Source organism: Pantoea sp. XAF26B01_ASV70, assembly GCF_054512635.1.
On the sequence record NZ_CM137251.1, the window covers coordinates 1,599,562 to 1,614,330 of the forward strand.

The 14,769-nt window shown below is 53.6% G+C and carries 15 protein-coding genes; 5 read left to right on the forward strand and 10 right to left on the reverse strand.

Annotated features, from left to right (window positions below; genetic code table 11):
• Positions 1-10 precede the first annotated feature (10 nt).
• From gmd to gndA, 5 genes are all read left to right on the forward strand, one after another.
• Positions 11-1,045 (forward strand): GDP-mannose 4,6-dehydratase, encoded by a 1,035-nt coding sequence (gene gmd, locus ACX8ZY_RS07465; RefSeq protein WP_033778797.1) that lies wholly within the window; start codon positions 11-13, stop codon positions 1,043-1,045.
• Between the two features lies 1 nt (position 1,046).
• Positions 1,047-1,949, forward strand: coding sequence for a GDP-mannose 4,6-dehydratase (locus ACX8ZY_RS07470; RefSeq protein WP_033778799.1), 903 nt, complete (start codon positions 1,047-1,049; stop codon positions 1,947-1,949).
• On the forward strand, positions 1,925-3,088 hold the full coding sequence (locus ACX8ZY_RS07475; RefSeq protein WP_158131562.1) for a glycosyltransferase family 4 protein: 1,164 nt from the start codon (positions 1,925-1,927) through the stop codon (positions 3,086-3,088). Before ACX8ZY_RS07470 ends, ACX8ZY_RS07475 begins: the two co-directional genes overlap by 25 nt.
• Positions 3,085-4,200, forward strand: a complete 1,116-nt coding sequence (locus ACX8ZY_RS07480; protein ID WP_158131563.1) for a glycosyltransferase family 4 protein — start codon at positions 3,085-3,087, stop codon at positions 4,198-4,200. Before ACX8ZY_RS07475 ends, ACX8ZY_RS07480 begins: the two co-directional genes overlap by 4 nt.
• Positions 4,201-4,335: 135 nt before the next feature.
• Positions 4,336-5,745, forward strand: a complete 1,410-nt coding sequence (gene gndA, locus ACX8ZY_RS07485) for an NADP-dependent phosphogluconate dehydrogenase (RefSeq protein ID WP_010248093.1) — start codon at positions 4,336-4,338, stop codon at positions 5,743-5,745.
• A gap of 35 nt (positions 5,746-5,780) precedes the next feature.
• Here the strand turns inward: gndA and ACX8ZY_RS07490 are convergent, their stop codons facing one another.
• From ACX8ZY_RS07490 to hisD, 10 genes are all read right to left on the reverse strand, one after another.
• Positions 5,781-7,079, reverse strand: coding sequence for a succinylglutamate desuccinylase/aspartoacylase family protein (locus ACX8ZY_RS07490; RefSeq protein ID WP_158131564.1), 1,299 nt, complete (start codon positions 7,077-7,079; stop codon positions 5,781-5,783).
• 106 nt (positions 7,080-7,185) lie between these two features.
• Positions 7,186-7,977 carry an ABC transporter substrate-binding protein gene (locus tag ACX8ZY_RS07495; RefSeq protein ID WP_158131565.1) on the reverse strand — a complete coding sequence of 264 codons (792 nt, stop codon included), beginning with the start codon at positions 7,975-7,977 and terminating at the stop codon, positions 7,186-7,188.
• A 66-nt stretch (positions 7,978-8,043) separates the two neighbouring features.
• On the reverse strand, positions 8,044-8,520 hold the full coding sequence (locus ACX8ZY_RS07500; RefSeq protein WP_421665317.1) for a YbaK/prolyl-tRNA synthetase associated domain-containing protein: 477 nt from the start codon (positions 8,518-8,520) through the stop codon (positions 8,044-8,046).
• A gap of 115 nt (positions 8,521-8,635) precedes the next feature.
• A complete protein-coding gene (gene hisIE, locus ACX8ZY_RS07505; RefSeq protein WP_033778806.1) occupies positions 8,636-9,247 on the reverse strand; it encodes a bifunctional phosphoribosyl-AMP cyclohydrolase/phosphoribosyl-ATP diphosphatase HisIE in 612 nt (203 codons plus the stop codon).
• Positions 9,241-10,017, reverse strand: a complete 777-nt coding sequence (hisF, locus tag ACX8ZY_RS07510) for an imidazole glycerol phosphate synthase subunit HisF (protein WP_010670962.1) — start codon at positions 10,015-10,017, stop codon at positions 9,241-9,243. Before hisF ends, hisIE begins: the two co-directional genes overlap by 7 nt.
• Complete coding sequence (hisA, locus tag ACX8ZY_RS07515; protein ID WP_031591331.1) at positions 9,999-10,736, reverse strand: 1-(5-phosphoribosyl)-5-[(5-phosphoribosylamino)methylideneamino]imidazole-4-carboxamide isomerase; 738 nt, start codon at positions 10,734-10,736, stop codon at positions 9,999-10,001. The genes hisF and hisA overlap by 19 nt, the downstream gene beginning before the upstream one ends.
• A complete protein-coding gene (gene hisH, locus ACX8ZY_RS07520) occupies positions 10,736-11,326 on the reverse strand; it encodes an imidazole glycerol phosphate synthase subunit HisH (RefSeq protein WP_008926061.1) in 591 nt (196 codons plus the stop codon). Before hisH ends, hisA begins: the two co-directional genes overlap by 1 nt.
• Positions 11,326-12,393: a bifunctional histidinol-phosphatase/imidazoleglycerol-phosphate dehydratase HisB gene (gene hisB, locus ACX8ZY_RS07525; protein ID WP_158149180.1), complete on the reverse strand. Its 1,068-nt coding sequence runs from the start codon at positions 12,391-12,393 to the stop codon at positions 11,326-11,328. Before hisB ends, hisH begins: the two co-directional genes overlap by 1 nt.
• Positions 12,390-13,466 (reverse strand): histidinol-phosphate transaminase, encoded by a 1,077-nt coding sequence (gene hisC, locus ACX8ZY_RS07530; RefSeq protein ID WP_158149181.1) that lies wholly within the window; start codon positions 13,464-13,466, stop codon positions 12,390-12,392. Before hisC ends, hisB begins: the two co-directional genes overlap by 4 nt.
• Positions 13,463-14,767: a histidinol dehydrogenase gene (gene hisD, locus ACX8ZY_RS07535; RefSeq protein WP_010670959.1), complete on the reverse strand. Its 1,305-nt coding sequence runs from the start codon at positions 14,765-14,767 to the stop codon at positions 13,463-13,465. Before hisD ends, hisC begins: the two co-directional genes overlap by 4 nt.
• Positions 14,768-14,769: the final 2 nt, after the last annotated feature.

Genomic DNA, 14,769 nt, shown 5'->3' on the forward strand with positions numbered 1-14,769 from the left:
GTACTATTTTATGAAATCTGCAGTTATTACAGGCATCACTGGTCAGGATGGCGCATATTTAGCCGAATTGTTGCTCGATAAAGGCTACAAAGTTTTTGGCACCTATCGTCGTACAAGTTCAGTAAACTTCTGGCGCATCGAAGAGTTAGGAATTAAAAGCAATCCTAATCTTCACCTTGTCGAATATGACCTGACTGACCTGTCATCAAGCATTCGTTTACTTCAGGAAAGCAAAGCGACCGAAGTCTACAACCTTGCGGCTCAGAGCTTTGTAGGTGTTTCTTTTGACCAGCCGCTGACCACAGCTGAAATTACAGGTATTGGTCCGGTAAACCTGTTAGAAGCTATTCGCATCGTTAACCCTAAAATTCGTTTCTATCAGGCGTCTACTTCAGAGATGTTTGGTAAAGTACAGGCTATTCCGCAGAAAGAAGATACGCCTTTCTATCCACGTAGCCCGTATGGCGTTGCAAAGTTGTATGCCCACTGGATGACAATTAACTACCGTGAGAGCTACAACATCTTCGCATCAAGCGGCATTCTGTTTAACCATGAATCACCACTGCGTGGACAGGAGTTTGTGACCCGTAAGATCACCGATTCTGTAGCCAAAATTAAGCTCGGTAAGCTGGATGTGCTTGAGTTAGGTAACATGGACGCCAAGCGTGACTGGGGCTTTGCTAAGGAATATGTTGAAGGCATGTGGCGTATGCTGCAGGCTGATGAGCCAGATACATTTGTCCTGGCAACCAACCGCACTGAAACAGTCCGTGACTTCGTTTCAATGGCGTTCAAAGCTGCTGGCATTGAATTGCGCTTCGAAGGCAAAGATGACCAGGAAGTTGCAATCGATGTAGCCACTAATAAAGTGGTGGTTAAGGTCAATCCTAAGTTCTATCGTCCTGCTGAAGTAGAATTACTGATTGGTAATCCACAGCGCGCGAAAGACATTCTGGGCTGGGAACCAAAAACTACGCTCGAAGAATTGTGCGCGATGATGGTAGAAGAAGATCTGCGCCGCAATAAACAAGGGTTCTCCTTCTGATATGACTAATGGCAAAAAAGCATTGATCACTGGGATCAAGGGCTTTACCGGCCAATATATGGCAGCGGATTTATCCGCTGCCGGATATGAAGTTTATGGTTTCGGTTCAACTCCCGCCCAGAATTCCTCACGCTATTTTCAGGTTGATCTTACGAATGCAGCACAGGTAAAAAATGCTGTGGACAGTATTCAGCCTGACGTCGTTGTTCATCTTGCAGCCATCGCTTTTGTTGGTCATGCCGACCCGAATGCGTTCTATAGTGTAAACCTTTGCGGTACGCGTAATCTATTACAGGCTCTTAGCGAATCAGCAAAAATGCCGGATGCAGTTTTGATCGCCAGCAGTGCTAATGTTTACGGTAATAACACACCGGGAAAATTAGCAGAGTCAGTTCCTGCCAGACCTGCAAATGACTATGCGGTAAGCAAGCTGGCAATGGAGTATATGACCAGTCTGTTTTATGAAAAATTGCCGATTATTATTACCCGGCCATTCAATTACACCGGCGCCGGTCAGGCAGAAAATTTCCTGATCCCGAAAATCGTCAAACATTTTCGTGAGAGAAAAGATGTCATTGAGCTGGGCAACATAGATGTATGGCGTGATTTTTCCGACGTGCGTGACGTCGTTAAAAGCTATTCCGCGTTACTGCATTCCCGCTCATCTGGTCAGACTGTCAATGTCGCTTCAGGTAAAATGCATTCATTGAGGGAAGTCGTTGATCTCTGTCAATCCCTGACAGGCCATGATATTAAGATTGAAGTTAATCCTGATTTTATGCGGCCTAATGAAATTAAAGAACTTTGTGGCGATATCACTTTGCTCAGTAGCTTAGTCGGTGAGACTTCGTCTAAAATCCCTCTTAGAGATACCCTGAAATGGATGCTGGAAGCAAAGCAATAGACGTCGTTTATTCTACGGACTGTATTAAATATCCTTTAACCGGTATTGGCCGTTATGCGTTTGAGCTTGCTAAACAGCTTCAGGAAAGAGATAACGTCGCGCTGACGTTTCTTCATGGCACTAAGACTCGCGACTCACTAGCAGTCGCGAGTGAGTCTGCTCAATCGGTTCAATCTATAAAGCGTAAGTTACAAAGAAGCAAAACAGTAAGTGAAATATACCGCCTGACTTTCCCGGTAATGAAAATGATGGCGCTGAGGCATTTTAAGAATCATATATTTCATAGTCCAAACTATTATCTACCTCCTCGCGTGAAACATTGTGTTGCCACCTTTCATGACCTGTCAGTATTCCATTGGCCTCAATTTCATCCGGCTGGACGTGTTCACCTGATGCAAAAAGAGTTAAGAAATACCGTTTCGCGTGCATCGATGTTGATTACTGACTCTTATTACACAAAGAATGAGTTAATTGATTTCTTTGGTATTGAAGATCATAAGATTGCCGTAGCTCCTCTGGCCTGTAATGAACATTTTCATCCCCGGGATGAAGCAGAAACACAACATGTTCTTGAAAAATACAATCTTAAGTGGCGACGTTTCTTTCTGTATACCGGCACGATTGAACCAAGAAAGAATATCCTGACATTGCTTCAGGCGTATGATCGTCTGCCCGCTCAGGAAAAATCTGCTTTCCCGTTAGTCATTAGTGGTTATAAGGGTTGGGAAAATGAGCAACTCTTTAAACTCTTTGACAAGGGCGAGAGAGAAGGGTGGCTAAAATATTTAGGTTTTGTACCCGGTAAAGATCTGCCGTTTTTATTCAGTGCTGCAACGAGCTTTGTTTTCCCTTCAATCTATGAAGGTTTCGGCTTGCCGGTTCTTGAAGCGATGGCATCAGGAACGCCCGTGATCTGCTCAAATGCAACATCACTTCCGGAAGTCGCTGGAGATGCAGCATTAATGCATGAACCTCAGGACGTTCATGCTTTGACAAATTACATCCAGATGATGATTGAAAACGCTGATGAAAAGCGCCGTATGATTGATACGGGATTAGCGCGTGCCCGCGAATTTTCATGGTCACTGTGTGCGGATAAAACCATTGAAGCTTATGAGCAGGTCGCAAGATATATATGATTAAAGTTCTACACTGTTACAAAACCTACTACCCTGATACTTTTGGCGGCATCGAGCAGGTTATTTATCAGCTCGCAGAAGGTGGTTTTAAATCAGGTATTGAGTCTGTTGTTTTTACTCATAGTCCCCAATTTGAAAACAAACAAAACACGCTGGATAATCATCAGATTCATCGGGTAAAAACGCAGTGTGAGTTTGCTTCCACGCCATTCTCTTATTCAGCGATAAAAGAGTTCAGGGAACTGGCTCAGAAGGCGGATATCATCCATTACCACTTCCCGTATCCCTTTATGGACTTTATGCATTTTGCCGCTGGCATCAAAAAGCCATCAGTAGTGAGTTATCATTCTGATATTGTTAAACAGAAGGTGCTGTTAAAGCTCTACACTCCATTGATGAACCGCTTTCTCTCCAGTGTAGACCGCATCGTTGCCGCGTCGCCAAACTATGTTGAAAGTAGCCCGGTCCTGCAGCAGTTCAAAGATAAAGTTGAAGTTATTCCTTACGGTCTTGATAAACAGTTTTATCAAAATAACGATCCTGCCGTTCTGCAAAAATGGCAGGCAAGATTTCCGGATGGCTTCTTTCTCTTTATTGGAACGTTTCGCTATTACAAAGGCCTGCATATCTTAATCGAGGCGGCAAAGAACAGCCATTATCCAATCGTTGTGGTTGGTGCAGGACCTATTGAGGCTGAGCTGAAATCGCAGGCGCAGCAGTTAGGCGTGAACAATATCCATTTCCTGGGTGCGCTGGAAGACAGCGAAAAATCTGCCTTGCTACAGTTATGTACCTGTCTGGTTTTCCCGTCTCATTTACGTTCAGAAGCATTCGGTATCTCTTTACTGGAAGGTGCTCTCTATTCAAAACCACTAATCTCCAGCGAGATCGGAACGGGAACAACCTTTATTAATATTGATAGGGTCACTGGATTAGTCGTCCCTCCATCCGATCCCGCAGCATTACGACGGGCGATGGATGAAATCTGGCAGAACCCCGAGCTGGCAATGACCTATGGTGCGGCTGCGCTGGCACGCTTTGAATCCCTTTTCACAGCAGATAGAATGATTCAAAGCTATACAAAGCTTTATAAATCCTTGTTAAATGTGTGATTTATTTTCAGATAATTTCATCTGCGCGACCGCACCATTCATTACCTTTAATCCGCCATCCTGAGTTAACATACTGATCACTTACAAAGTGGTGTTACGAGTAACACCATGCGAGACCACAGACAGGAGTATGTAATGTCCAAGCAACAGATCGGCGTTGTAGGTATGGCAGTGATGGGCCGCAATTTGGCTCTTAACATTGAGAGCCGCGGTTACACTGTTTCTATCTTTAACCGTTCACGCGAAAAGACTGATGAAGTCATCGCCGAGAACCAGGGCAAGAAACTTGCTCCTTTTTACACCGTTGAAGAGTTTGTCGAATCGCTGGAAAAACCTCGTCGTATCCTGCTGATGGTTCAGGCGGGTGAAGCGACCGATAAGACAATCGCCTCCCTGACTCCACACCTGGATAAAGGCGACATCCTGATCGATGGCGGTAACACCTTCTATAAAGATACTATCCGTCGTAACAAAGAGCTTTCTGACCAGGGCTTCAACTTCATCGGTACCGGTGTCTCCGGTGGTGAAGAGGGCGCACTGAAAGGCCCATCTATCATGCCTGGCGGTCAGAAAGAAGCCTACGAGCTGGTTGCTCCTATTCTGGATAAAATTGCTGCACGTGCAGAAGATGGTGAAGCCTGTGTGGCTTACATCGGTCCGGACGGCGCGGGTCACTACGTGAAGATGGTTCACAACGGCATCGAGTATGGCGACATGCAGCTGATCGCTGAAGCCTATGCTCTGCTGAAAGGCGCGCTGGGTCTGAACAACGAAGAGCTGGCTGAGACCTTCACTGAGTGGAACAACGGCGAACTGAGCAGCTACCTGATCGACATCACCAAAGATATCTTCACCAAGAAAGACGAAGAAGGTAAATACCTGGTTGATGTGATTCTGGATGAAGCAGCGAATAAAGGCACCGGTAAATGGACCAGCCAGAGCTCACTGGATCTCGGCGAACCTCTGTCACTGATCACTGAATCTGTATTCGCTCGTTACCTCTCCTCGCTGAAAACCCAGCGTGTGGCAGCCTCTAAAGTACTGAGCGGTCCACAGGCGAAGGCCTTCACCGGTGACAAAGCGGAGTTCATCGAGAAAGTTCGTCGCGCTCTGTATCTGGGTAAAATCGTTTCTTATGCTCAGGGCTTCTCACAGCTGCGTGCCGCGTCAGAAGAGAACAACTGGGATCTGCACTACGGTGAAATCGCGAAGATTTTCCGCGCTGGCTGCATCATCCGTGCCCAGTTCCTGCAGAAGATTACTGATGCATACGCAGAAGATGCAGGCATCGCTAACCTGTTGCTGGCTCCGTACTTCAAAGATATCGCCGATCAGTATCAGCAGGCGCTGCGTGATGTGGTTTCCTACGCGATTCAGAACGGTATCCCGACGCCAACCTTCTCTGCGGCGATCGCTTACTACGACAGCTACCGTTCAGAAGTGCTGCCTGCTAACCTGATTCAGGCGCAGCGTGACTACTTCGGTGCGCATACCTACAAGCGCATTGATAAAGACGGTGTGTTCCACACCGAGTGGTTAGATTAATCACTAAAAAGGGCTTCCCTCGGGAAGCCCTTTTTTTATCCTACCAGCAAATCCCCGCTCCGAATCTCTCGCTCACCTGCCAGCCTCACAACCAGCATGCCTGCCGTCGCAAACTTAGCCCAGTGTCTCGCATAGAGAATACCGCCATGTTCCGTCACCAGCGGCGTAATCTGGTCAGTTATCGGGTCAACAATCTCCGCCACCACTTCTCCCGGCCGAATCTTTGCGCCCAGCGGTTTACGATGCAGGATCAGTCCGGATACCGGCGAATGAATATATTCACAGCCCGCTAACGGCGTAGGTGGATTTTTCAGGGCAGGGGAGGCCGCCGCCGATCCTTCGCTGTGACGCTCTTTGATGACGCCAGCTTCTCCAGGTGCTTCAGCGATATCTGGCACGTTTAAACCAATCGGGCCGTCATTGATAGCCACGATATCGTCTCCGCCCGCGCTCGCCGGGACCAGTTCGTCGCCACCAATCACGGGCGCAGCCACTTCCACGGAAATCGCAGGCTCGCTGTAGCCGATATAACCCCCTTCCTGCAGCGCTGAGATAATCGCCTCCGCGTCTTTCTCTGCCTGTTCAGGCGACACATCACGCACGCCACGCAACTCCAGCGTCACCGGCAGCAATCCCCGTGGCATCGGGTAATCTTTGCCAAACCGTTCCGCCAGCGTCAGCCAGGGTTCGCAACAGGCTTCATCAAACGGCTCACCGCCAGAGATCTGCGCCAGCAGCTGCACCTCGCTGCCTAACCAGCGCGCCAGCGGTTCAATGTCCGGCCAGGCGTGCGGCGTGGTGTACAGATGTGGCACGGCTTCCCAGTCACAGTGCAGATCAATCATCAGATCGGCCTGACTGGCCATCCGCATCAGCGTGTGGCGTTGCGCATCCAGCTCGGTTTTTGGCACGGTATCGCGATAGTGGCGATCAATCGCCTCGCGGATCAGGCTCTTATTCTGCGTTTCACTCTGGGTCAGACTCTCAGCCAGCCCGGCCGCCAGGGTTGCGCCCAGTGACGGGAAACGGCGGTTGAAGTCCTGGCCAGAGAGTGTATGGAATCGGCCCAGATGGGTGCCATGCCAGTGCTGTCCCAGCGCCAGGGGATTGGCAACCGGCACCAGGGTAACGGCGGCTTTAAGTTGACCGGCGGACTCCAGCGCCTGTAGTCGCTGCTTTAAAAACCACGCCACTGCCATACCGGGCAGTTCGTCGCCATGCAGCGCAGCCTGAATGTAGACCTGACGCTCGTTGTCTTCCGCGAAATGGAAACTGATGATTTCACGCTGGGTGCCTAAAGAGGCGCTTAACAGTGGATGATGTTGTTGATGCATACCGTGTTAATGTCCTTTAATCGGCAAAGGACGACAGCGCGCCGTCCCGAAATAGTTAGAGTATAGTGCCGGATCGCGGTGAGGATGAAAAAGGGCGACCGCGAGGTTAAGGCTGGATAGAGATATCCGTGGCGAAGTAGCGCTTCTGAATCTGGTCAAAGGTGCCATTCTTTTTGATTTCGACGAAGGCGTTATCCAGTGCGGTTTTCAGCTCGGTATCGCCTTTACGCAGGCCAATCGCCGTGCCGGGGCCGATGATCGGATCCTGTATAATCGGGCCAGCCAGTTCAAAATCTTTGCCCTGCGGATGCTTCAGGAAGCCGATGGCCGCCTGTGCCGCATCAGTGAATACCGCATCCAGTCGGCCTGAAACCAGATCGCTTTCAACCTGTGCCTGATCGCCATAAGGCACTACGATCACACCGTGAGGCTGCCATTTCGCCAGCGCATAGCGCTCCTGAACCGTTCCCTGTTCTACGCCGACCGTTTTTCCTTTCAGGGATTCAACGGTGGGCAGTATGCCAGCACCTTTACGGGCAATCAGCTGGGTGTGGGTGTCATAGAGCGGCGCGGTGAAATCAATCTGCTTCAGGCGTTCTTCGGTAATGCCCATGTCGGACAGAATGGCATCAAATTTACGTGCTTTAAGGGCCGGGATCATGCCGTCAAACTGGCTTTCAACCCAGACACATTTTGCCTGCATCTGGGTACAAAGCGCATTGCCCAGATCAATATCAAAGCCGACCAGCTTGCCCTGTGGCGTTTTCGATTCGAAGGGCGGATAGGTCGGATCGACCGCGAAACGCACCTGTTCGATCTTCGCCTGCGCGCCAAAAGCGCAGCCTGCCATAACCGCCACAGCCAGCGTCTGACGCAGGCATTGAGTGAAAATGTTCATGATTTTGCTCTTATTCTGTCGTGATGAGTGATTATGCAGAGTATCGCCGGGCTGCCGGGATGGCAATTACTGCGTAATCTTCACCACGTCAGCCGCGCATAACGCGCGATAATCTTCGGTATTCAGGATCACTGAACGTTCCAGCAGACCGGCGTTAAAGGCGATCTCCGGATAACGTTCAAACAGCGCGGGGTCAACAACCAGTCTGAGGTCGGGATGAAAGCTGAACGGCGGAATCGCCCCGAATATGCAGCCGGTCAGCAGATCGGTTTCCGCCGGACTGGCGAGTGAGGCGCGTCTTCCTCCGACCGCGGCCGCGACTTTGCCCAGATCGGCCTGATGATCGGCAGGTAAAACCGCCAGTTCATGCTGTTTAACGCCGTTGCCTTTCACATGACAGACCAGCGCTTTAGCACCCTGGCCGATTTCGGTGCCGCGTATCGCCGCGACCGCTTCACATTTACCGGTCGCCTCATGCTCCATCAGGCGATAGCGTGCCTGGTGCTGGTCGAGCAGGGCGATTAATTTCTCATGGGTGGTCACGGTTCTCTCCCTGAGGTTTGAGTTGCCGTCATTGTGTCGGATGGACGTGAGGAATGAGCAGAAGACTGCTCAGAATCCGCATAAAAAACGAAATTCTGAGCAGCATATTGCACAGTTACTTATGGCGGTCACGCAGGTTGTTGATCACGGCGCGGAAGTCGAGATCCTGATCCTGCAACAGCACCATCAGGTGATAGACCAGGTCAGACGCTTCGTTGGTGAGTTCATCCCGATCGTTGACCGTGGCGGCCAGTGCGGTTTCAACGCCTTCTTCACCCACTTTCTGCGCGATGCGTTTGGTGCCGCTGGCGTAGAGTCGTGCGGTGTAGGAGCTTTCAGGATCGGCGGTTTTGCGCGAAGCCAGCAACTGCTCAAGCTGATAGAGGAACGTCCACTCAGGGACCGCCGGTGAGAAGCAGCTGGTGGTGCCCAGATGGCAGGTCGGGCCAATAGGATCCGCCAGCACTAACAGGGTGTCATTGTCGCAGTCAGGCGTGATGCTCACGACCTGCAAAAAGTTGCCGGAGGTTTCGCCTTTGGTCCACAAGCGATTTTTGGTGCGGGAGAAAAAGGTGACCTTGCTTTCTGCCAGCGTTTTCTCCAGCGCGGCCGGGTTCATGTAGCCATGCATCAGCACTTCGCCTGAGACGAAGTGCTGGACAATGACCGGCATCATGCCCTGTGTTTTATCCCAGTCGAGAAGGGCCAGTTGTTGTTCAGTTAGCACGCGCGAATCTCCACTCCGTTGTCGATCAGAAAGCTCTTCAGCTCACCAATATTAATAATCTGCTTATGGAATACCGAGGCGGCTAAAGCACCATCCACGTTAGCTTCGGTAAACGCATCCAGGAAGTGCTGCATGGTGCCTGCGCCGCCAGAGGCGATCAGGGGGACGTTGCAGACTTCACGCATTTTCTTCAGCTGCACCAGGTCATAGCCGTTACGCACGCCATCCTGATTCATCATGTTCAGCACGATCTCGCCTGCGCCCAGCTTCTGCACTTCCTGCACCCACTCCAGCGTTTCCCACTGCGTCACGCGGGTGCGCGCTTCGTCGCCGGTATACTGATTCACCTGATATTTACCGCTGGCTTCATCAAACCAGGTATCGATCCCGACCACAATACACTGCACGCCAAAACGGTCCGCGAGGCGGGTGATCAGCGTGGGGTCGGCCAGCGCCGGCGAGTTAATCGAAATCTTATCTGCGCCAAACTCCAGAATGCGCGCTGCGTCTTCCGGGGTTTTAATGCCGCCCGCGACGCAGAACGGGATATCGATTACTTCCGCAACCCGGGAGACCCAGCTTTTGTCGACGACCCGGCCATCGGATGAGGCGGTGATATCATAGAACACCAGCTCGTCGGCACCTTCGGCGGCATAGCGCTGCGCCAGCGGCACGATGTCGCCGATGATTTCGTGATTGCGAAACTGTACGCCTTTGACCACCTGGCCGTCACGTACGTCCAGGCAGGGAATTATCCGTTTTGCCAGCATGCGATCGCCTCCGAAACAGTGAATTTATCTTCCAGCAGCGCACGTCCAACAATCACGCCCTGAACGCCGCTGCCGCGCAGGGCGGCGATATCATTGAGGTCGCCAATGCCACCCGAGGACTGGAAAGCAATCGTCGGGAAGCGCGCCGTCACTTCCTGATAGAGCGCAACATTGGAGCCGCTCAGGGTGCCGTCGCGAGAAATGTCGGTGCACAGCACGTGCTTCAGGCCCACCTGCTGAAAGTCGGTAATCACCTCTTCCAGCGTGACACCCGCCGCTTCCTGCCAGCCACTGATTGCCACTTCTTTGCGGTTACTGGCATCAATGCGCACATCTAACGCAAGCACAATCGCCTCTGCGCCAAATTCCGCAAACCACCGTTTTACCTCTTCAGGCTGTTTCACCGCCGTGGAACCAACCACCACACGACTCGCTCCGGCTTCAAGCAGCGCATGAACATCGTCACGGCTGCGAATGCCGCCACCGACCTGCACCGTCACATCAACGCCATCCAGCAGGGTTTTCAATAGCGCGATCTGGCGTTTCGCCGGATCTTTCGCGCCGGTTAAATCCACCAGATGCAGCACGGTCGCGCCCTGGCGAACGTAATCCTGCAGACGTGGCAGCGGATCGCTGCCGTAATCGCGCTGCTGTCCATAATCGCCCTGATGCAGACGAACCACTTTGCCGTCAATTAAATCTAACGCGGGGATAATCATTACATCTCCAGGAAGTTTTTCAGCAGCTGCGCGCCCGCTTTGCCCGAGCGTTCCGGGTGGAACTGGACGCCAAAGAAGTTATCTTTCTGCACCGCGGCGGTGAAAGCTTCACCGTAGTGACACTGGGCGATAGTGCTGGCGTTGACCGGCATGGCATAACTGTGGACGAAGTAGAAATAGCAGCCTTCGTCGATGCCACGGAACAGATGATTGCCCGCCTGCGCGGTAATCTGGTTCCAGCCCATGTGTGGCAGCGGCAGGCCGTGCGTGTCCATTAACGACACCGGCTCATCGATAATTCCCAGCGTCGGCACGCCGCCGTTTTCATCGCTGCCGCGTCCCAGCAGCTGCATACCCAGGCAGATCCCCAGCACCGGCTGGGTACAGGCTTTGACCAGATCGATCAGGTCACGCTCTTCCAGCTGATTCATTGCCGCCTGTGCGGTGCCGACGCCGGGCAGAAACAGTTTGTCGGCACGCAGCACCACATCGGGATCGCGGCTTACTTCCGGGGTGTAGCCCAGACGTTCAATCGCCCATTTCACCGACGACAGGTTGGCGCAACCGGTATCCATGATCACCACGTTCATCACAGCACTCCCTTCGAGCTCGGCAGCGTAGTGCCCTCAACGCGGATCGCCTGACGCAGCGTACGGCCAAAGGCTTTAAACAGGCTCTCGACGCGGTGATGGTCATTCTTGCCTTTAGTTTTAAGATGCAGGGTGCTCATCATGGCGTAGGAGAGTGAGCTGAAGAAGTGCTCGACCATCTCGGTGCTGAGGTCGCCCACGCGCTGATAGTTGAACTCCGCTTTGAACTCGATGTGCGGACGGCCGGAGATATCCAGCGCGCAGCGCGCCAGACATTCATCCATCGGCAGCACAAAGCCGAAACGGCCAATGCCACGCTTGTCGCCCAGCGCCTTCAGCAGCGCTTCGCCCAGTGCCAGACCGGTATCTTCCACCGTGTGGTGATCGTCAATATAGAGATCGCCTTTCACTTCGATATTCATGCGGAACCCGCCGTGCACGGCGATCTGGTCCAGCATGTGGTCGAAGAAACCCACGCCGGTATTAATCTTGCTGCCGCCTTCGCGATCCAGCCACAGTTCTACCCGCACCTGTGTCTCTTTGGTGTTGCGCTGCACCAGCGCATGGCGGTCACGCTGGGTCAGACGCTGCTGGATAGTCTGCCAGTTCTGGCCGTCAGCACCGTAGCGGATAGGCTGGATGCCCATGTTCTCCGCCAGCTGAACATCGGTCAGGCGATCGCCAATCACGTAGCTGTTGGCGGTATCCAGCGCGCCTTCGGCCAGCCAGGCTTCCACCATTCGGGTTTTTGGCTTGCGACAGTCGCAGTGATCGTCCGGCATGTGCGGGCAGATCAGCACATCGTCAAACGCAATGCCCTGCGAGGTCAGGATCTGCATCATCAGATTGTGCGGACCATCGAAATCGGCCTGCGGGAAACCCGGGGTGCCAAGACCATCCTGGTTAGTGATCATGACCAGGCGATAACCAGCGGCCTGCAGCGCCAGCAGCGCCGGGATAACATCTGGCTCAAACGCCAGCTTATCCATGCGGTCCACCTGATAATCTTCAGGCGGCTCAGAGATTAACGTACCGTCGCGGTCAATAAAAAGGGTCTTCTGGCTCATGCTTGCTCCACAGAAAAGGCTTGCAGCGCGGCGATCACTCGTTCGCACTCTTCACGCGTGCCGATGGAGATGCGCAGGCATCCCGACAGGCCCGGATTTTTGTTCTGATCACGCAGGATAATGCCCTGATCCCATAAGGTTTTGAAGACTTTTGGTGAATCGGTAAAGCGCGCCAGCACATAGTTGGTTTCACTGGAGAAAACCTGCTCAACGCAGGCCAGCTGAGTCAGTTCAACCTGCAGCCAGCTACGATTCTCATTCAGCTGTGCCACATGCTCACGCATCAGCGCAATTCCCTGGTCGCTCAGTGCCTGACCGGCGACATCGGCAACCGGTGTGGCCAGCGGGTAGGGCGCGATGACCTTCATCAGCAGGTCGATGACCGGCTTATTCGCCAGCGCAAAGCCGCAACGCAGGCCAGCCAGCGCAAAGGCTTTAGAAAGCGTACGCAGGATCACCAGATGCGGATAATCCTTCAGCCAGCCGGTCAGGGTCGCCTGCGGGCAGAACTCAATGTAGGCTTCATCTGCGACGACCAGCGCTTTACCGGCGGTCATTGCCAGCAGCTGACGGATGTCGTCCTGATTGATCAGGTTGCCGGTCGGGTTGTTCGGGCTGCAGAGGTAAACCACTTTGACGCCATCCAGCTGCTCTGCAATGGCAGGCAGGTTCAGCTGCCAGTCGGTCAGGGCCGGGACGGTGCGGTATTCAATGCCGATGGTTTCGGCGCTGACGCTGTACATGCCATAGGTCGGTGGACAGAACAGAATCGCATCCTGACCCGGCTCACAGAAGGCGCGCATGATCAGCTCGATGGCTTCATCCGCGCCACGGCTCACCAGCACCTGCTCCGGCGTTAAGCCTGCATAAGCCGCGTAGCGCTCAATCACCAGTTTGGGCTGACATTCCGGATAGCGGTTCAGCGTCTGCTGCGACAGCTCAAACGGCACCGGCAGCGGAAACTCGTTGGCATTGAGCCAGACATCTCCGTTGCCACCCAGACGACGCGCCGACATATAGGGCGTCAGTGCGCGCACATTGGCGCGCGCCAGCTGCTCAATATCCTGACTCATGCTTGCTCCTTCAGTGCGGCAACGCGCAGGGTGACGGCATTCTTATGGGCATCCAGCTGCTCGGCGGCGGCCAGGGTTTCAATGGTGGCGGCCAGGTTCAGGAAGCCCTGCGGCGTCAGCTCCTGCACCGTCATGCGTTTCTGGAAATCGGCCAGGCCCAGGCTGGAACAGGTCGAGGTGTAACCGTAGGTCGGTAACACGTGATTGGTGCCAGAGGCGTAATCGCCCGCGGACTCCGGCGACCAGTCGCCTAAAAATACCGAACCGGCGCTGGTGATCGACTCCACCAGATCGCGCGGCTGGCGCGTTTGCAGAATCAGGTGCTCCGGGCCGTAGAGATTAGAGATCGCGACACACTGCTCAAGGTCACGCGCCACGATCAGGCGGCTGCTTTCCAGCGCCTGACGCGCTGTGGCAGCCCGCGGCAACTGCGCCAGCTGCTGCTCAACCGCGACCGCGACCGCCTCGGCCAGCTTTAATGAAGGCGTCAGCAGAATCACCTGCGAGTCGGGACCATGCTCTGCCTGTGAAAGCAAATCAGACGCGACAAACGCGGGCGTGGCGCCTTCATCCGCAATCACCAGCACTTCAGAAGGACCCGCTGGCATATCAATCGCCGCGCCATCGAGTCGCTGACTTACCTGACGTTTCGCTTCTGTCACCCAGGCGTTGCCCGGGCCAAAAATCTTATCCACGCGTGGCACGGTTTCGGTGCCGAAGGCCATCGCGGCGATGGCCTGCGCGCCGCCCACCTGGAACACCTCTTCTACGCCGCACAGCTGGGCGGCATACAGGATCTCATCGGCAATCGGCGGCGGCGAACAGAGCACCACGCGGCCACAGCCAGCGATACGGGCCGGGGTCGCCAGCATCAGCACGGTGGAGAAGAGCGGGGCGGAACCACCAGGAATATAGAGTCCGACCGATTTCACCGGACGGGTAATCTGCTGGCAGCGTACGCCTGGCTGGGTTTCCACATCCACCGGCGGCAGGATCTGCGCGTTGTGGAAGGTTTCGATATTGCCCACCGCGACGGCCATCGCCTGCTTCAGCTCGTCACTCAGACGTAAGCTGGCTTCTGCGATTTGCTGCGCGGTAACACGCAGGTTATCCACCTGCGCTTTGTCGAAGCGGGCGCTGAACTGGCGCAGAGCGTCATCACCGTTCAGCTTTACCTGCTCCAGCACATCGCGCACCGTCAGCGTCACGTTTTCAGAGGCGGCGATAGCAGGACGTAACAGCAGCGCCTGCTGCTGTTCGGGGGTGCACTGCTGCCACTCAATCGGGGTAGAAAAGGCCATGG